Here is an 18,999-nt window from a genome sequence, read left to right as displayed (position 1 = left end):
AAATTTGCGGTAAAATTCCAGTAATAAACTTAACTCCTTTGGCGGTTCGCCCGCCGCATCAATCCGCAATTCCAACAAAAGGTAAACCGCATGGATGTCAACTCCCAAAATGTCCAACCAATCCCGCCATTCCACGAGACAAATGAGGAAACGCCAGACATAGGCGGCGGTTTGCCCGTAATAGAGTTTTGGGCAAAACATACATTGTCCCCGGAAGGCCCAAAACTTTGGAAAACTTTGCTGCACAAAAGTGCTTGTTTGTCCTGTTCTTGGGGCACTGGCGGGCAGAAAGGAGGTTTTACGAATGAAGAGGGCGAAAAACTTCAGCGCTGCATGAAAAGTGTGGAAGCAATCTCCGCTGAAATCAAGCCGGCTATCTCAACTCAATTCTTTGAAAAGAAGAGTATTGCACAACTTCAGCAATTAACTTCAATGGAAGCCGATAGGTTGGGAAGGTTAAGTTTTCCGATGATTTTGCGGGCTGGTTCATCTCATTACGATCGCATTTCTTGGGAAGAAGTTTATCAAATTGCCGAAGCTGCGTTTCGCAAAACCCCGGAACGAGTGGCATCCTACAGTTCTGGCCGTTCTTCCAACGAAGCGGCTTTTCTGCTGCAATTGATGATGCGGGCGATGGGTTCCAATAACTTAGCAGATTGTTCAGATCTCTGCCACGCTCCCTCGACAACCGGGTTAAGCGAAATGTTTGCCACCCGCACCTCGGTAGTGAGTCTAGAAAACTTGAAGGAAGCAGATTGCGTCGTACTCGCGGGCAGCAATTCTTCCTACAACCATCCCCGCTTGATGAACGAATTGATTAAACTTCGCGACAAAGGCGGTAAAATAATTGTAATCAATCCGGTGATGGAAATCGGGTTAGTTAAGTTTGGTTCTCCCGCATTTCCCGTCAAGTCGCTCATCCCCGGTTCCGATATTTCCTCGCTATACTTGCAACCAATTCCCGGTAGCGATACGGCGCTATTTGTCGGTATTCAAAAGTCTGTAATCGAACAAGAGTTCCTGGACGAAAAATACTTGCAAGCTTATACAGAAGGCTGGCAAGCAGTAGTCCAACACGCCCGCGAAACGTCTTGGGAAACTATTACTGAAACCTGCGGAGTTTCCCGCGCAGAAATTGAGGCTGCAGCCAAAATTATCGGCACTTCACAGCGGGTTGTCTTCGGTTGGGCGATGGGAATTACCCAACACGATAACGGTGTAGATAATGTTTTCAGCATTGCCAATACTGCTTTAATGACAGGAAATGTCGGCAAAGAAGGTGCTGGATTAATGCCCGTGAGAGGACACTCAAACGTGCAAGGATTCGGCTCTATGGGCGTCACTGTGAAGCTGAAAAAAGAAATTCAACAAGCTTTAGAAAAGTTATTGAATCGTCCCCTCAGCTCTGTTAAGGGTTACGAAACTCGATCGCTCATTGAAGCAGCAGATGCAGGCAAAGTCGATACCCTGATCTGTCTGGGCGGCAACTTGTATGGGGCAAATCCAGATTCAAATCAGGCAAAAGAAGCTTTAGGTAAAATTGAAACTATTATTTACCTCGCAACTAAACCGAATTTAGGGCATTTTAGCGGATTGGCAAAACACAATACAATTGTGATTCCTGTACTGAATCGCTTTGAAAATCCCCACAAAACAACGGTGGAATCTGGGAATAATTTTGTGCGTTTAAATGATGAGGGTGAAACTCATCTCAAAAATGCCGATCTGATTCCCGAAATACAATTTTTGACGGAATTAGCCAGCAGAATTCACGGCGATTTTCCCGTTGATTGGCGCCAACTTCAAGACACAAAATACGTTCGGCAATTGATTGCTAAAACTATTCCTGGCTATGAAAAAATAGCGACAATTGATGAAACCAAAGAAGAATTCACCATCAGCGGTCGCATTTTTACTGAACCTAAATTCCCTACAGAGTCTGGGAAAGCGAAGATGTTTGTCGCGCCTTTACCTAAGCTGAAATTACCGGAAGCGAAAGAGTTTGGAGTATCGGAATCAACACAGGGTATTGTTGTGGCATTGATGACGGGACGCAGCTATTCTCAGCACAATACTGTCGTCTACAAAATTGATGACAAATACCGGGGAATGCCGCACCGCAACTGCATTTTGATGAATAGTGCGGATGCAGAAAGTGTGGGTTTGAAGGAACATCAGCGGGTTACGGTACAGGGAAATGCGGGGAAAATGGAAAATGTCGAGGTGATTTACGGGGCGGTTCGCGTGGGTGCTGCTTTGATGTTTTATCCAGAAGTTAATGTGATTTTTCACCCGGAAATTGAAAAGCGATCGGGCACGCCTGCTTACAAGCGCGTACCTGCTTTTGTATACGCATAAATGGGATCTCAGGTAAGGTGCGCAGTGCGCACCCTAAATTGAGAAGTTTTGGGTAAGTCCTAGCAAATACTGTAATCACCCCGTCAAAATCAACTGTTAATACGGGTAAGGTGCGGTGTGGGTGGAGTGCTACATATAGAGGTTATACAGAATTTTGGTAGCAAAAACAATGGGATTAACTCTTAATTTGCAAGGCTCTACCCCGCCAAGTCCATCCCCAACCGGTTTCAGTTTTAATCGCAGAACCGATCGCGATCGCCGCCACTAACGCACCTCCCAAACCTCCCAACCACCAGTATTTCGTCGGACAGTCAGAAATCTCGGCACCCAAGCGGCGCAAATTGTAATGCTGCCCAATTACGATTACGGATAAACAAATAGTTAACAAGGTAATTGGCAATTGGTAATTGGTAATTGGTAATTGGTAATTGGTAATTGCCAGAATTTCTGCGAAGTCCCCGTTTGCCAGCAAAATAGCTAATGCCAACCACGGCATAGGATAAAGAAATAACATAATTGCAGCCATGTAAACCATCAAGCCCCAACTGCGGTTAGCGCCGAGATACAGATTCTTTGTCCAGCCTTCCCACAAGGCGTTCCAAGATCGATACATCCGCACGGATGCCAAATTTGACCCGGAATAAAGTCCGAGCTTTAAAGCCGCACGTTTGATGCGTCTAGCTAGTTCCACATCTTCCACAATTTCGCCGGCAACTGCTTCGTGACCGCCGATTTTTTCGTAGGCCGATCGCCTAAATAGCATAAACGGGCCGCCCGCAAAAGCGCTGTCTGTTGTCGGATCGTTGACTGCGGTGAAGTCGTAGCAAACTGCTAGGTGATTGAACATTATCGGCTGCACCAACCACTCGGCAAAACACTCGCAAACCAGCGCTGGCATACAGGTTAGCAAGTCTATTTTCTCGGTTTCGGCTGTGGCGATAGCGGTTTCGATCGCCCCCGGTTTGAGTCGCACGTCGGCATCGATAAATAATAAGAAGTCTCCGGTTGCTACCTGAACAGCTTGGGTGCAGGCCCAGTTTTTGCCCGCCCAATATTGGCTCGCAGGTCGCGGCTGACCTGCTAATATTTTAAGGCGGGGGTCGTTGAGCTGCTGTTGCAGGGTTTGCCCGATCGCTAGCGTGTCATCTGTCGATCGATCGTCTACAATCAAAACCTCTAGGTTGTCCACAGACAGGGGTGTACTCTCCAAAATGGCGATCGCGCAATCCCGAATATTCTCCGCTTCGTTGTATGCTGGTACGATTACCGAAACTTTAGGGAACTGCGCGGCCCGCCCAGGTGAGAGCGGTGCTGAAATTCTGTCGGTTCGAGGCGCATTTTTGACCGATCGGCGCAAATTCTTAGTGTAAGCTCTACTTACTATGAGAGAAAAAATTAGCAGGGTTAACAATATCAAAGCGAACTGACCTCAAAATTTCGGTGCACAATTTGTCTCCTTAAATATTAAAAAATATTAAAACAAAAAGCTAGTCGATCGCCCGGAAAGTTATTTTGACCGAAAGCATCCAGGATACAAGCCCCCGGATTCATCCGTGGGGTCAATGCTTCAATCTAAAATCTAAAATCTCAAATCTAAAATCGATTGACCGCCTCTTTTGCTATAATTTGTGAGCATCTTTCGGCTCGCCCGCAGCGAGGGGCAAGACCCCTCATCCGGTCAGCGACCGAAAAGCCGAGGATAGATATCAGTTGTCAGAGGAGATTGCAATGGGCGAATTTTTTACAGTCGATGTGTTTGCGAACACGATAGCGATACTCGGCGCTTTGGGTTTTTTCTTTTTGGGATATCAAGCTTTGCAGATGTTGAAAAAATAAAGTATTTAGTAAATAAAGCCGAGTTTGCAGTGGCGGTCGCATCAACTTAAGTTCTTGTGAGGTGGGCATCCGGCCCGCCAAAATATGCAATTTAAATCGATCGCAGCGATACATACAGAGAAAGTAAAGAGCGAGGCTGCGAAGGGTAAAAATAGCAATTCCTGCCGGCAGTGCAACTGTTTCTTGCGAAAATCAACCAAAAAAAGGCTGCGTTATTATCATGGTGAGCCAACTTTTAGATGGACGCTATCAAATCATTGAAGTCATAGAAACAGGAGAATTTGGACAAACCTATCTGGCCAAAGATATTCGCCGTCCGGGAGAACCGCAGTGCTTTGTCAAGCACCTGCGTCCCGGTACCACCGAACCGAAATTAATTAACACTACGCGCCGTCTTTTTCAAAAAGAAGCAGAAGTTCTAGAAAAGCTCGGTCAACACGACCAAATCCCTCAGTTATTCGCTTATTTTGAAGAAAATGAAGAATTTTTCTTAGTTGAATCCTTTGTTGCCGGTCACTCGCTATCAACCGAGATCGTACCGGGCAAACCTCTAACAGAAGAAAAAATGATTTCTTTGCTGAAGGAACTGTTAGAAATTTTAGTGTTTGTACACGGACAGGGTGTAATTCACCGAGATATTAAACCGGCAAATTTAATCCGCCGCTATTCAGACAACAAGTTAGTTTTGATCGATTTTGGCTCGGTGAAAGAAATTCACATCGCTCAAAGGCAAGCGCCGGTAACTGTGCGGATTGGCACGCTGGAATATATGCCGATCGAACAATTTCAATACAACCCGCAACTCAACAGCGATATCTACGCTTTGGGAATGATTGGCATCCAAGCAATGACGGGTTTGCCGGCTTACGATTTGCCGAAACTGCGGGATTTGAAAAATTCTAATAAAGGCGAAATTGTTTGGCGGCATTTAGCCACGTGTTCCCAAGCGCTGGCCGATGTTTTGGATAATATGGTGCGCTACGATTTTCGGGAGAGATACCAGTCGGCGGCGGAAGCTTTAGCCGATTTGAGGAAAATTGGCGATCGCTCTCGGGCGCGGATTCCCAAGCTTACAATATATCGCGAAGAAGTCGATCGGCGCAGCAGCAGCCGCGGTGACATTACAGTCGTCGGTCGTAGAATATTAGATGAACTGCGCGTCAGTTTGGAATTGCTGCCAGAAGAAGCAGAGGCGATCGAAGATGAGGTATTGAACCCTTACCGGAAATACAGGGAAAAAGGCGAACGCTACGAACAATCACTGCAAGAAGCAATGCAGCAAGAATATCCCTTTTCTCTGGAAACTCGCGACGAGTTAAAACGCTTGCAGCAAGTTTTAGGTCTTACCGACGAAGATGCCGCGAAAATCGAAGAATTAGTCATTCCTAAATCTTTATTCGCTAAATTGTACAAGGCGATATCCACAGTTTTGGAGGGACACCGCAACCCCAATCCCCCACCAGCAAGCAGCGCCCCTCAACTCGAATTGCAGGCAAGTCCGGCGGTATCCCCGCAGCTAAATCTGAACGGAAAAACCGATTTGTCGTTAGCGCAGCCCTCGGAGAGGATCGCCCCCACCGCAGCGCTTGTCCCCAAAGAAACTCGCAAATTCAATCCTTATCTCGCCGGGGCAACAATTGCGGCTCTCTTCGCTGCGATCGGCGGAATTTACGGATATCTCAAGTTGCAAGAATGGCAGCAGCGAGCCCAGCAAGAATCCCAAGAGCTCAATCAAATTGCAGCTCTTTATAAAGCCAGCAATTATGAAGGCTGCATCAGCCAAATACCAACAATTGCCGGCACTTCCAGCAGCTATGCGTCCGCTCAGGAGTTACAGGAACAGTGCCAAGCAGGCTTGCAGTGGAAGAACGCCAAAGTCAAAAATTTCGCTCAGCATTCAGATGCCGTTGGGTCTGTTGCTTTCAGTCCAGACGGCTTAATGTTAGCCAGCGGTTCTAAAGACAAAACCATCCAAATTTGGGATTTAGCTACAGGTAAGTCGATCCGCACTTTTCCAGGAGATTCCTCCACTATTTGGTCGGTTGCTTTTGACTCAAAGGGTACGAAACTGGCTACTGGAACCGGTTTTTGGCGAGTCATGCTGTGGGATTTGAAAACAGGGCAAGTGATTCGCAGTCTCGACCACACTGCTTCTGTTTGGTCTGTCGCTCTCAGCCCCGACGGACAGCTTGTGGCTAGCGGCAGCGGAGACACAACCACAAAGATTTCGGATGCAGCAACTGGCAATGTGATTCAGAATTTGCCCGACCATACAGATTTTGTTTATTCTGTTGCTTTCACTCCAGATGGCAAAAGTTTGGTTAGCGCTTCTAAGGATAAAAAAATTACAATTGTTGATGTAGCAACAGGGGCGTTGCTCAAAACTATTGAGGGACACGGCGAGCCCGTGAGGTCGATTGCTGTTAGCCCGGACGGCAAGACAATTGTTAGCGGTTCCTACGATGAAACTATTAAAATCTGGAATATCGAAACCGGAGATTTAATTCGCTCTATCAACGGACATTCTGACGATATTGTCTCGGTTGCTATCAGCCCGGACGGCAAGTTTATTGCGAGCGGGAGCAAGGATAAAACTATTAAAATTTGGGATTTTGCTACCGGAGAATTGCTGAATACTTTGACCGGACATTCCGATGAAGTTTATGTGGTGGCTTTTAGTCCCGATGGCAAAACTCTTGCTAGCGGTTCTAAAGACCATACTATTAAGTTGTGGCTGAGGTAATCAGAAGGAAGAAGGAAGAAGGAAGAAGGAAGAAGGAAGAAGGAAGGAAGAAGGAAAAATAGTCCTTGACGCACAGACTATACTTGTAGGGTGGGCAGTGCACACCTTACTACTACAGATAGTGTAACAATTGAAAAGTTGTGTCTACGACTGAAGAAGTCAGTCAACAGTCAACAGTCAACAGTCAACAGTATCCATTAGTCATTGGTCATTTAATTGGTATAATTCAGCTCGTTTTTTAAGGTTGGGGGAAAGTGCCAATAAGGCGTTTCTACTTCGTCCTCAGTTGGAGAATTTTCAGTTGAGTTCTCTCGGATTTGAAAAAAGTAGTAGAGGTTAGCCACAGTTAAATCGGATATTTCTTGCCAATTCGAGGCAGCTAAAGCTTGATAGCCAGTAGCGATCGCCTGCTGGCTGACATAAAATTCGTATCTCCGGCGGATTTCCGGCGACACAGCGAAGGTTAGCTGGTCGCGCAAGGATTGAAAGTGAGACTTTTGCTTTAAAGTTTCATAAAGCGAAGGTTCCGCAGCTAATACCGCGAATGTAGTGTGCAAGCTGCTTTTTAAACTATCGGCGCTGAGTTTATCTAAACTAGCTAACTGGTGCTGCTCTTTTGAAGACAAAGTTTGCATCCAATCAACCTCATTTTGCCAAAATTCTATGACACTTAAATCATGACCGAGAATCCTAGTAACTTCGGGAAATAAAAAATCTAGTTCGGGTTCCGATTGACATCCTTTAACAACAGTTAGAAGATCTTGACGAATTTTTGATTGGAGTTCCAGCAGGCGATCGCTCACCATATCGTAGGCCCGCTGCAAGTGAAACGTGACGCCGATCGCCTGCTCGATCGCCCAAACACATTCCATTTGCCTGAGCTGTCCGGCAGAACACAGCCCCTCCAACAAACTGGGATTGTCATAAATTTTTAAAGCCTCAAACAGCATATCCCGCCCGGTATTAATTTCGGAATTCCGAAGTTTAAGATCGGGTACTGTCAGGGCTGACTGACAGCGTTTGATAGCTTTAGAAAAAATATCGTAACCGTTAACCACTTTCTGGCGGTGCATTTCAAAACTAGAGTCGTGAGCCACCTTAAAAATCTGCTGGATTACCTCTACCCCCCTATCTTTGAGGATGTGTCTGAGATCGATAAACCCGTCTTTAATTTTTAGCTTCTGGTGCTTTGCTTCTTCTCGGATTTTTAATACTTGGTTGAGGTTTACTGCTGACAAAACTGTACTCGATACAGCGCCAATACCAATGACAGCAGCAGTCGCTTGCATCACTGCCAAATTAATTTTCAGACAGTTAAGCATTCTGTATATTTTTTGAAACCCCTGATGAGTTTGAGCAACCTGCAACGGCGCCACTGTAACGTACACGGGAGCTACCAGCGGCTGTATGGGGCCACCTCCGGCTAACTGTGCGAGCAATCCTAGAACTCCGCGCGAGGATCTAGTTTCAGTTGTTGATTCATAAAAGATTTTTGCGATCTCCACAAACTCCCCTGTCACCGGATCTCTAGCTGCAGGCAGCAATTTTCCTGTTTTGGCAGCAGGCTGTACGAGGTTGCCACTATTGAGTCGCGCCTGAGTTGCAGGGGTGAATAGATAATCCATGTTGTGACTCAGTTTGCATTCAAAAAGGCAGATGTTCTGTATTGTATGCTGTTTAGGGAAACGAGGGATGAAAGGAAATGAATGAGTATCTCAAGGCATTCCAGGCTATTACCCAGTTTAGCGATCGATTGTTGGCAGACGAATATCAATCCGTGGAGATTAAACAGTCAGCTACCCACCTCAGCTTAGATGTGGAACCTTGTATTGAGGAAATTAAGCAATCTGCCCTCAGACTCAAGGGGTTACTTCAGGTATGTTTCAAAGATGTATCTCAGGCTGAGGATGTCTGGAATAGCAAGCCGAGAATTGCTGGAGCATCTCCGGTTGATGTCTGGGAGCAAATTGGCGAACTAAGCGGATGCGATGTGAGAATTCGCAGTTTAGGAAAACAGGGCAAATATGATGCTGTTGTTAAAGTTCGCAAATCGTGGATCGACAAGGCTACAAAGTTAAAAAATCAGTGGTTTTTGTGGGATAAAAACTCTCAAGTCTTTCAAAGAGATACTATCGGTTTTGTTGAAAAAGATAATTTGCACAAAGAGTTACGGCATGAAGTTGATTACCAGGCAGAGCGAGTGATTTTAATTATGGAGAATGAACTTAATTTGATTTTTAAAGAATTACAATCTATTGATATAGAAAAATTTGAATTTTGTATTGAATGCTTCGACATCAAAAGTCAAGCGCGATTTAGAGAGCGACTGCAATCAATAGGCAGCGAGATTGTGTCGAAGTTTACGGAGCCACTGAAATATTTGCCTGATTCTTATATGAAGACTTTTAAAGAAACGCTGAAAGAACCTGTAGAAATTCTGGTTCATAAAAGCAAGATGGGAATCAGTTTGGTCGATTTTGAAGAGTCCTGTAAAGTGATTGGGTCAATTATGGATAATTTAATTTTAGAAATTTTTGAGGAGCGCATGAAACTGGCAATTCAAACTGTTGAAAAAGCGATGAGGTTCTACAATGATTTTTTAGAGAAGCAGGCGCGGTATCAGCAAGAAACAGCCCAACAGCGCTCGACGGAAAAAGATTGGATCGAATACCAGCGGGAGCAACTCAGGGAAGTTCAGCAGTATATTGAAGCCGTCATCAGTAATTGGTAATTGGTAATTGGTAATGCAGGCTGATACCAAATCCGGCTTTAATACTTCTTGATTCTTGAGTTTTTCGCTCGCTCGGGCCAGAAGTAAGTGTAGTGGCAGTTTCAACCGCAGAATCTGATAATAATACCAATTATGAAAAGTCGCATATGCCCGCACCGGACACGGCATTGCCGTGTCCCTACTCGCGTACTTTTCAGAATTGGTATAAGTCATGGAAATCAAAAAATTAGACTTTAGTTCAAGCTCCCATTCAAGGCTGTGGAGTCAATCTAAAATCTAAAATCTAAAATCTAAAATCTATGACTATTGATATTGACCGCTGATTTCGTAAACGATCGCGCCAAAAGACGCTAAGCTAGCTAAAATTAGCATTCCTGCCGGCATGAATTTTTGAGTTTTAACAAGGCGTACAATAAAAACTATTACTAAAACAGCGGAGATGGCTGCTGCTAATGTTAAACCCCAACTTTGTCCCATGAGTTGTGCGGTGCCGGCAAAAATTAGCAGCGAACCGCTAATCAGGCCCGAAATGAGCGAGGCTTGGCTTTTGGCCTTGATATAACCCATGATGCCGCCAACCAGTGTTAAAATGCCGTAGCCGATCGCTGCTGCTGTACCCAAATTCATTTTTAATCCTCCAGATTTCACTCTTTGCATCTAAATTTATACAGCGCAGCCTGCAATTAGTGTCACGAATTGTTAGAAAATTTATTAAACCCAGTCAGGATATCTAACTGTTATACAATTGCCATTATGTCAGCCCTAACTTCTGGTGCGATCGCCCAAATTCGTTACCTCCAGCGCCAAGCAGCATCCCTGCTGCTGTATCAATCGGTTTTCAAAAGCCCTGCTGGTCAAGCCTTTCTCGACTTGCTGCAAGCCCTCCACCACAGCGAAGTCAGCGGTTTAGACAGTCTTACAGCTTACGGCAACTGGTTCAAAGTTCAGGCTGCTAAAAATCAGAACTGGAAAGATTCTCTGATTTCCGAAATTCTCAAAAACGAAAACCCCTTTTCTCGCCGAGCTCAGGAAACAGATTTTGCGAGTTTGCCCCCCGCCTTGGTGGAAGCAGCGCGACATGATTTACAAGTGCTGCAAAATATTTACGACTGCAGCAGCGATCAGTTGAGCAAGTGGGTGCGGGTAGCGGGTCAACTTGACGCTGTGCCTCCGATTTGGCATTCAGAAAGTGTCAAAGAAAAGGGCGATTTGCCGCTGCACGGAAAACTGGAAAAATGGTCGAGCGCTACGGAATCTTTGGCAGCTTATTACCGACAGTTTGGCACGGGTTTGTTTGCCGAATATCGCGCTTTTGCGTGGCGTGGAGGGCAGTTGGCGAGTATTTCGCATCCCGATCGCATAACTTTAAAAGAGTTGGTTTGCTGCGATTGGCAGCGGGATGCTCTGGTGAAAAATACGGAGTTTTTGCTGGCAGGTTATCCGGCTTTGCACGTTTTGCTGTACGGGAGCCGCGGTTCGGGCAAGTCTTCTTTGGTGAAGTCGCTATTAAATGAATTTGGATCTCGCAATCTGCGCTTGATTGAAGTATCTAAATCCGACTTGCAAGATTTGCCGCTAATTGTCGAGCAGTTGCGGGGAGTTCCTCAAAAGTTTATTATTTTTGTGGACGACCTTTCCTTTGAGGAAGATGACGATGCTTTTAAAGCTCTGAAAGTTGTCTTGGAGGGGAATGTAACTGCTCGCTCTCAAAATGTGGTAGTTTACGCCACATCTAACCGCAGGCATTTAATTCGAGAGTTTTTTGACGACAGGCCTCGCCCCCGCGACGGGGATGAAGTTCACGCTTGGGATACTGTGCAGGAAAAACTTTCATTTAGCGATCGGTTTGGCTTGACTTTAACTTTTGAACCGGCAGATCAAAACACTTATTTAACAATTGTCCGACATCTGGCAGAACTTGCTGGAATCAAACTCGCTGCTGAGGATTTGGAACACCGCGCTAAAGAATGGGCAACTCGCCGCAACGGGCGATCGGGCAGGACTGCGCGGCAGTTTGTTGATTTCCTGAAAGCAGATTTAGCCATTTTTGACAAGTAGCTCGTCTGCGCTGGGAGGGCGGGTTTTACCTGACCTATGGGAAGGCAATTCAGGATCTGAATAAACCCGCCATTGCAGCGCCGAAGGGCGAAATAAAAATTCTTAATTTTTTCATAATTTTATTGAGAATAATAAATAACTAACAAGATTTGATATAATTATCAAAATCCCCAAAGAAACCTCCTGAGCCAGAACCCATCCTGACTCCATAAATCAACCACTAAATAATGAGGAAAGTATCATGGGTTTATTTGATAAAGTATCGCAGACTCGCCAAGAAACGGACGTAAGGTTAGGGCCGGCCGAAGCATTTGCGGCGATCGCGCTAATTGCCGTAGCAGCCGACGGTTACATCAATGACAGCGAAAGTAAAGCGATTAGCATGACGCTATCTCGGATGCAACTCTTCCGCAGCTATCCCGATGACGTGATGAGAAAAATGCTCGATCGCCTGCTGATGATTTTGCAACGGCAAGGAGTTGAGGTACTGTTTAATGCTGCTTTGGCAACGCTTCCCGACGAACTTAAAGAAACAGTTTTTGCTGTCACAACTGATATCGCTTTAGCAGATGGCGAGGTTTCAGAAGAAGAAGAACAACTTTTGAACGATCTTTACAGTGCATTGGGGCTTTCCGAAGATATTGCCCTCAAGATTATAGATGTGATGTTGATTAAGAACAAAGGTTAAGAAAGAAGGAGAAGAAGTGAGGAGGGCGAGTTTTACAATAGAAAAAATTAGCGCCTACTTACTTAGCTGATAACTTCTCCAAAAGTGCGGGTTTAGGGATATGATGGTTGGTAAAATTCAGATCCAATTTGCGATCGCCCGCTACTACCTCAAATGTCTTTCACTTACACCCGCACTGTTCGCTTTCAAGATACCGATGCTGCTGGAGTCGTTTACTTTGCTAACGTTTTAGCGATGTGCCACGAAGCTTACGAGGCATCTCTAGCAGCATCGGGAATCAATCTCAAAGCATTTTTCACCAATCCCGAGGTTGCCTTTCCCATAATTCATGCTAGTGTAGATTTTTATCGCCCCATGTTTGCGGGCGATCGGCTGATGATTCAATTGACGCCGAAACCAGTTACTGGCGATGAATTTGAAATTGCCTATCAAGTATTTTCTGAGGAAGTGGCAGGAAGAAGCGCTGCTAAAGCTCTTACTAAGCACGTCTGCATCGATGCAGTTAGCCGAACTAGAAAACAGCTATCTGAAGACTTGATGCAGTGGATGAGTAAATTTGAAAGTTGAGATTTCACATTAGTTTTATCGTTAAATAATAGCAGGGAATGACAGTCAGTCGATTTTAGATTTTAGATTTTAGATTTTAGATTTACTTGCAGCATTGAATCTGGGAGTTTCAACTTTGGTCTAAAATTTTGGACCGAGCGCGACAGGAGTACGTGGCACGGTATCCGTTTTTGAGCGGGGTCTAATTTCTTTTAGGTTGAGAATTTTTTCGGAGTTTTTGATAGTATGTCAAATCGCAATTATGCCATTGTCGGCACGGGAGCTTTAGGGGGATTCTACGGTGGTAGACTGCAACAAGCAGGTTTAGAAGTCAATTTTTTGCTGCGCAGCGATTACGATCGCGTCAAAAAACACGGTTTGATTGTCGAGTCTCCCGAAGGCGACTTCACCCTCCCCCACGTCCGCGCCTACCACGACGCGCATAAAATGCCTCAGTGCGACGTAGTAATTCTAGCGCTGAAAACAACTCAAAATCACTTGTTGCCCAAAATCTTGCCTCCTTTATTAAAGGATAACGGCGCGGTTTTAGTATTGCAAAACGGATTGAATACGGAACCGGAAGTAGCTAAAATTGTCGGTGCAGAACGAGTAGTTGGCGGGCTGTGTTTTCTCTGTTCTTATAAAGTTGGGCCAGGTCACATCTGCCACCTAGATTACGGTACGATCACGCTGGGCGAATATGCCCAAGACTACAAGCCCATCGGTATTACTGATAGATTGCACCAAATTGCTAAGGATTTTAAACGCGCTGACATTCCTATTAAAATGAGCGAAGATTTGCTATTGTCAAGGTGGAAAAAGCTGGTTTGGAATATTCCTTATAACGGGCTGTCTGTAGTTTTGGATGCAAGAACTGACCAACTGATGGCTAATCCCGATACTCGGATTTTAGTCGAGGAAATCATGGGGGAAGTGATAGCCGGAGCCAAAAGTTGCGATCGCATTATTCCCGATGACTTTATCCCACAGATGCTCGAATACACTGAGAAAATGAAGCCTTACCGCACGAGCATGAAAATCGATTATGATGAATCGCGACCCCTGGAAGTTGAGGCGATTTTTGGTAATCCGATACGGGTGGCTGAACAAGCAGGTATTAAGTTGGGGCAAATAGAGGTACTTTACCGAATGTTGAAATTTGTGGACGTTCAAAGACAAGAAGCAGAGAGGACGAGAAGGCTGTTAGGTTTGTCGTAATTAGTGAGTTGACTGTTGACTGTTGTCAGGAGTCGGAAATAAGCATGAGAAATTCTGCCTTCTGCATTGATTGCGATCGCCTAATAATTATTGATATTTGAGCGCAATTTCTTGCAATTGTTCTCGATTAACTTTGCCTTGAGAATTGCGCGGCAATTGTTCGACGATTACCCAATATTTCGGCCGCTTAAACTTGCTCAATTTATCTTCTATTGCCGCTTGCAGATTTTTGACACTAACTTCGGAATTAGCGGGAACGAAGATAGCCGTAACGACTTGACCCCAATCTTTGTCTGGCAAGCCAATTACAGAAATATCCGCCACTAAATTAGTCGATCGCACAACGGCTTCGACTTCCGCCGGAAATACATTTTCTCCGCCTGTGATAATTTTGTCGCTGCTGCGTCCGACGATATTTAAGCAGTTATTTTTATCAAAAAATCCCACATCGTCTAATTGGAAATATTCGCAATCGCAAAAATTTTCAGGATAATAGCCCAACGCTAAAGATTTAGCATTTACCGCAATATTTCCGATTTGATTATCGCACAAAATCTCGCCATTAGCACTGCGAATAGTTATTTGAGCATGGGGTAAAGTTTGACCAGAACTGTTATTGCCCGCAAGAAAATCTTCGGGTTTTAGTGTAGCAATTTGCGAGGCGGTTTCTGTCATGCCGTAACTTGGCGCTAATTTGATTTGATAGTTTCTAGCTATTTCTAAAAGTTCCGGCCAAGCGGGAGCACCGCCCAAAAGTACAGCACGAAACCGTCCCAGCCAATTAGCTGTATCTGGGTTTTGCAGCAGCCGTTGCAGTTGAGTTGGAACTAAAGAAATGAAAAATTCTTCGGGTTCGATATCGCATATTTTACCATTTTCTAATTCTTTAAATGGCTGAATAGCGAGTTTGCCTCCGCTAGTAAAGGAACGCATAAATTGCATTAAACCGCTGACGTGGTATAATGGCAAAACGCAGAAAGAGTTGATTTTGTCAACTTGAAAATATTGTTGAAAACCTTGTACGGATGCCGTTAGTGTTTCCCAAGTGTGGATGGCAAAACGGATTTTCCCTGAAGAACCGCCTGTGGGAATCATGATTGTATCAAAACCGCTTTTACTCGGCGAATGGAATTCGCGGCTATACAAACGAAGCCCGCCTTCGCGGACTGGGATATGGGGATTGTTGGGAAGCGGGTATTGTCCTAAAAATATGTCGGGTTTGACTAAATCAAATACTTGTTCCCATTCTGGTTTTACCCAGTTGGGATTGCAGAGAAAAATCTGGCTTTTGGCGGCACGGGCGGCGATGAAACTGGCAAGAAATTGCACTGGTTCTGGTTCGGCGAGGCAAATTTTTGGGGGTGTTTTTTGTGCGGAATTTTGGACGATTTCTTGAAATAGCCGATCGACAATTCGGGCAAATTCGCGGCTGTCACAACCGATAAGCCAACTATCAGGCAAGCCACACGCGATATCCCGAATATTTACTGTTAGATTTGTTGCCATAGATGCTTTCACCAAGTTTCTCGATTCAAAACAATTACCTAACCCGCTTGATTTGTTTTGGGAGTAATCTAAAATCTAAAATCTAAAATCTAAAATCGAATGATTGTCATCGAACCAGCAATCGGTGCCGAAGCCGAGTGCTCTCTTATTTAAAGACAATTGTGTTGCTAAATTTAATGCTGCTTGTCTGCCGATTTCGGTTTCAAATACTGATGAGAAAACAGCGTCTATATTGTGAGTTTGACAAAATTTTCGCAGTTGGGATGGAGAACCAGCAATCGCAGGTTTAATGACGAAAATTCCCCGCCAGCCTTGGCTGTAGCACTCTTGGATGCGATCGAGGTTGGCAGCAGATTCATCAAGGGCGATCGCAGTTGCATAAATAGCATTCAATTCTACCATTTCCTGAAACTGTGTTACGGGCAGCGGCTGTTCCAAAAATTCAATGTCTGCGGAAAAATCGGGAGTTGCTTTTACCTTGTCGCAAGCTTCCAGCCATGTTTTAGCCTGCGAGTAACTGAGTCCCCCGTTGGCATCTAACCGCAAAAATGCCGATTCTCGATCGCACAAATTGTGCATTGCTTCAATTAGCTGCTGAAAAATTTTTAATTCTTGTTCAATTGCAGCAACGCCAATTTTCCATTTAAACGTCCGATATCCCTCTAACCAAAGCACTTGCAAAGCCTGCAAAGCTGTTTCTCCTGCTGGCAATAAACCGCTGAACCGATTTTGCATTTTCTCCCCCTTTTGGGAAAGGTAAGTTAAATTTTCGCTTTTCTCCCCCCCTTGGCAAGGGGGGGCTGGGGGGGGTGAATTTTTCTCGTTTGATAGTGCTGACTCAAAGCCAAATTGACAAGCCGGCAATTGGGCTTTCTCCCCCCCTTGGCAAGGGGGGGCTGGGGGGGGTGAACTTTTCTCGTTTGATAGTGCTGACTCAAAGCCAAATTGACAAGCCGGCAATTCAGCGGAAATAGCAAAAATCATCTCTGATGAAATATTACCTGGAAACTGGTGACAAAAATCTAAAGCTTGCTCAAAACTTTCAGAACCAAACCAACTCAAAGGGGCAATTTCTCCCCAACCAATTTGACTATTTTCGCCCACAAGTCGCAGGATAATTCCCGATCGAATATCCCAGATGCCGTGACTTGTTTGCAGTGGACGCTTAAACTTTCGCTGATAAGTGCGAAACTCGAATTTATAAAGCATTTGTGTTGTAGTTAATCATAAAATTGTCTCACAAGTGCGACAAACGTATCAATATTTTCAAAATGGATATTGTGACCAGATTTTGGTACAATTTCCAGAGTAGCGGCCGGACACAAGCTGGCAATTTTGGTATTTATAGTTGTAAATTTATCATCATATTCTCCCGCTAGCAAGAGGATGGGGATTTGATTTTGTGCGAGTTTTTCCCAGAGAGAGGGCTGGTTGCCGGTTCCCATGTTGCGGAGGGATTTGGCTAATTCTAAGGGATTGTTTGCTAAGCGGGTTTCTATGAGTTTGTCGAATTGGGGAGAGTTTTTTAAAGATTTGAATAAAGGGCGATCGTACCAGTTGAATAAAAAATCTTTAATGTTGCTATTTTCTAGCTTTTGTGCTAGCTGTAAATCTGCTTCCAGGCGGTGCGATCGCTCTTTTTCTGTTTTCAATCCCGGAGAAGCTGACTCTAACACTACTTTCTCGAATCTTTCTGGAAAATGTAAAGTCATGTAAAGTGCCAATCGCCCGCCCATTGAATACCCCAACAACAAACATTTGTCTATTTGTAAATCATCTAATAACTGTATTAATGCTTGGGCTGTATTTGGCATATTGTAGCAACTTTCGTCGCCGATTACTCTGGTTTCTCCGTGACCGGGAAGGTCAACTGCTAGACAGCAATAACTTTTAGAGAGTAAGGAAATGACGCTGCTAAAATCTTGAAAGTTTCCCGTGAATCCATGCAAAAATAAAATTGTCTGCTGATTACAGTTGCCATTTAAAGAATAGTGAAACTGATAATTATTAAAGTTAGCCATTTCGTCACAACATCACTGCGATGTTATCAGGTATCGAGCCAGTATACTCTATCGCGACAGATTTTCCATTCCTTAATAAAAGCTTACTGTAAATTTCATCGCGTTCTGTTGCATGGGCTAAAACTTCACCTCGAATCACGTTTAATTCTTCATCTAATTCAGGATTGACGATGAGTACCCACTCATCAAGATATAGGCTAAAAATTTCTTCTAAACTCATAATTTTGCCGATTTCTGTTGGCGTAGTCATGGTTGAATTCTCCTTTTTTACGATTCAATGTGAGGTACGGATTGCTGAATTAAAGAAGATTGTGAGAAGTCGCCCAACTCCACCAACTCCCTCAACTTAGCAAACCATACCTCCATTTTACCGAAATTCTCGATCGCCCGATCTACAAAACAAACCCCAACGCCAGCAGCAATCCGCTCGAAAAATGCAGCGTAACTGCGATAAACTTAGAGTTGCTGACCTTTGCAGGTTGGTCGTGATAGTCTGTGACATGGTGGCAAAGGTCGATCGCAAATGACACACTCCCAAAAATCAACAGCGTCCAAATTGGGAACATTTCCAAAGCCACAAATAGCACAGTCAAAGCATAAACGCTGCCGCACAACCACTGCAACAACTGAGCACCTTTTTTCGTACCGAGTCGAACAATTGGCGATTTTTTGCCGGCCGCCAAATCGTCCTCAACTTGGTGAAAATGGGAACAAAATAAGATGATACTCGTAGTAATTCCCACGATTGCCGAAGCCGCAAAATTAGTAGGAGACCAAGTTTGAGTTTGACTGTAATAAGCAGCGGCGAAGGCTAGCGGCCCAAAGGTGAAAAAGCAGATGATTTCCCCTAAACCCTGATAGCCAAGACGAAACGGAGGCCCTTGATAAGTGTAGCCGAGAGCACAGCACAAAACTACCAGCAAAATTACTGTTGGGTCTTTTTGCCACCAGCTTATGGCGCAGATTCCCGACACTCCGACTGCTAAAAACAGATTAGCCAGCCCGAAAATTAAAGCTTTATTTCCGGTTAAATTAACTAGGGAATGTGCTTTGTTTTTATCGATTCCTGTTTCCGAGTCAAATACATCATTGCTGAGATTCAGCCATGCTATAATCAAAATGGCTGAAATTAAAAATGTCGAAAAAATTGACGAATTAATCGTTTGAGTTTCGGCAAAAGCAATTGCAGTTCCAACTGAAATAGGAATCACCGCAACGCTGTACATGGGCGGCTTGATTGCCGCCAGCCACAATTTACTATTTGGACGTTCAATTAACTTTGTTGTCATCACAC

The 18,999-nt window shown here is 44.5% G+C and carries 15 protein-coding genes; 7 read left to right on the top strand and 8 right to left on the bottom strand.

What is annotated here, in order from left to right; all coding sequences use genetic code 11:
* The first annotated feature begins 90 nt into the window (after positions 1 to 90).
* Positions 91 to 2,358 carry an FdhF/YdeP family oxidoreductase gene (locus E5S67_RS14995; protein WP_172188512.1) on the top strand — a complete coding sequence of 756 codons (2,268 nt, stop codon included), beginning with the start codon at positions 91 to 93 and terminating at the stop codon, positions 2,356 to 2,358.
* Between the two features lie 175 nt (positions 2,359 to 2,533).
* Here E5S67_RS14995 and E5S67_RS14990 read toward each other — a convergent pair whose 3' ends face one another.
* Entirely contained in the window at positions 2,534 to 3,775 is a 1,242-nt protein-coding gene (locus E5S67_RS14990; RefSeq protein ID WP_172188510.1) for a glycosyltransferase family 2 protein, read from the bottom strand.
* A gap of 639 nt (positions 3,776 to 4,414) precedes the next feature.
* Here E5S67_RS14990 and E5S67_RS14985 point away from each other — a divergent pair.
* Entirely contained in the window at positions 4,415 to 6,937 is a 2,523-nt protein-coding gene (locus E5S67_RS14985; RefSeq protein WP_172188508.1) for a serine/threonine-protein kinase, read from the top strand.
* A gap of 212 nt (positions 6,938 to 7,149) precedes the next feature.
* On the opposite strand, the gene E5S67_RS14980 is transcribed toward E5S67_RS14985, so the two are convergent.
* Positions 7,150 to 8,562 carry a hypothetical protein gene (locus tag E5S67_RS14980; RefSeq protein ID WP_172188506.1) on the bottom strand — a complete coding sequence of 471 codons (1,413 nt, stop codon included), beginning with the start codon at positions 8,560 to 8,562 and terminating at the stop codon, positions 7,150 to 7,152.
* A gap of 77 nt (positions 8,563 to 8,639) precedes the next feature.
* Between E5S67_RS14980 and E5S67_RS14975 the strand changes: the two genes are divergently transcribed.
* Positions 8,640 to 9,668: a hypothetical protein gene (locus E5S67_RS14975; protein ID WP_172188504.1), complete on the top strand. Its 1,029-nt coding sequence runs from the start codon at positions 8,640 to 8,642 to the stop codon at positions 9,666 to 9,668.
* Between the two features lie 303 nt (positions 9,669 to 9,971).
* On the opposite strand, the gene E5S67_RS14970 is transcribed toward E5S67_RS14975, so the two are convergent.
* Positions 9,972 to 10,295 (bottom strand): TMEM14 family protein, encoded by a 324-nt coding sequence (locus tag E5S67_RS14970; protein ID WP_172188502.1) that lies wholly within the window; start codon positions 10,293 to 10,295, stop codon positions 9,972 to 9,974.
* Positions 10,296 to 10,421: 126 nt separating this feature from the next.
* Between E5S67_RS14970 and E5S67_RS14965 the strand changes: the two genes are divergently transcribed.
* The 4 genes from E5S67_RS14965 to E5S67_RS14950 all read left to right on the top strand — a co-directional run bounded on the left by E5S67_RS14965 (position 10,422) and on the right by E5S67_RS14950 (position 14,178).
* Positions 10,422 to 11,726: an ATP-binding protein gene (locus E5S67_RS14965; protein ID WP_172188500.1), complete on the top strand. Its 1,305-nt coding sequence runs from the start codon at positions 10,422 to 10,424 to the stop codon at positions 11,724 to 11,726.
* Between the two features lie 241 nt (positions 11,727 to 11,967).
* Positions 11,968 to 12,414, top strand: coding sequence for a tellurite resistance TerB family protein (locus E5S67_RS14960; protein ID WP_172188498.1), 447 nt, complete (start codon positions 11,968 to 11,970; stop codon positions 12,412 to 12,414).
* Positions 12,415 to 12,567: 153 nt separating this feature from the next.
* Positions 12,568 to 12,981 (top strand): acyl-CoA thioesterase, encoded by a 414-nt coding sequence (locus tag E5S67_RS14955; protein WP_172188496.1) that lies wholly within the window; start codon positions 12,568 to 12,570, stop codon positions 12,979 to 12,981.
* Positions 12,982 to 13,206: 225 nt separating this feature from the next.
* Positions 13,207 to 14,178: a putative 2-dehydropantoate 2-reductase gene (locus E5S67_RS14950; RefSeq protein ID WP_172188494.1), complete on the top strand. Its 972-nt coding sequence runs from the start codon at positions 13,207 to 13,209 to the stop codon at positions 14,176 to 14,178.
* An 87-nt stretch (positions 14,179 to 14,265) separates the two neighbouring features.
* Here E5S67_RS14950 and E5S67_RS14945 read toward each other — a convergent pair whose 3' ends face one another.
* From E5S67_RS14945 to menA, 5 genes are all read right to left on the bottom strand, one after another.
* On the bottom strand, positions 14,266 to 15,684 hold the full coding sequence (locus E5S67_RS14945) for a 2-succinylbenzoate--CoA ligase (protein WP_172188492.1): 1,419 nt from the start codon (positions 15,682 to 15,684) through the stop codon (positions 14,266 to 14,268).
* A 75-nt stretch (positions 15,685 to 15,759) separates the two neighbouring features.
* The gene (locus E5S67_RS14940; protein WP_172188490.1) at positions 15,760 to 16,893 is read right to left on the bottom strand and encodes an o-succinylbenzoate synthase; all 1,134 of its coding nucleotides are present in this window, start codon (positions 16,891 to 16,893) and stop codon (positions 15,760 to 15,762) included.
* An 11-nt stretch (positions 16,894 to 16,904) separates the two neighbouring features.
* Positions 16,905 to 17,705, bottom strand: a complete 801-nt coding sequence (gene menH, locus E5S67_RS14935; protein WP_172188488.1) for a 2-succinyl-6-hydroxy-2,4-cyclohexadiene-1-carboxylate synthase — start codon at positions 17,703 to 17,705, stop codon at positions 16,905 to 16,907.
* A gap of 4 nt (positions 17,706 to 17,709) precedes the next feature.
* Positions 17,710 to 17,955 carry a hypothetical protein gene (locus tag E5S67_RS14930; protein WP_172188486.1) on the bottom strand — a complete coding sequence of 82 codons (246 nt, stop codon included), beginning with the start codon at positions 17,953 to 17,955 and terminating at the stop codon, positions 17,710 to 17,712.
* Positions 17,956 to 18,097: 142 nt separating this feature from the next.
* Entirely contained in the window at positions 18,098 to 18,994 is an 897-nt protein-coding gene (menA, locus tag E5S67_RS14925; protein WP_172188484.1) for a 2-carboxy-1,4-naphthoquinone phytyltransferase, read from the bottom strand.
* Positions 18,995 to 18,999 lie beyond the last annotated feature (5 nt).

Source organism: Microcoleus asticus IPMA8 (assembly GCF_013179805.1).
Classification (GTDB): Bacteria; Cyanobacteriota; Cyanobacteriia; order Cyanobacteriales; family Microcoleaceae; genus Microcoleus; species Microcoleus asticus.
This window is presented reverse-complemented; position numbering and strand designations above follow the sequence as displayed.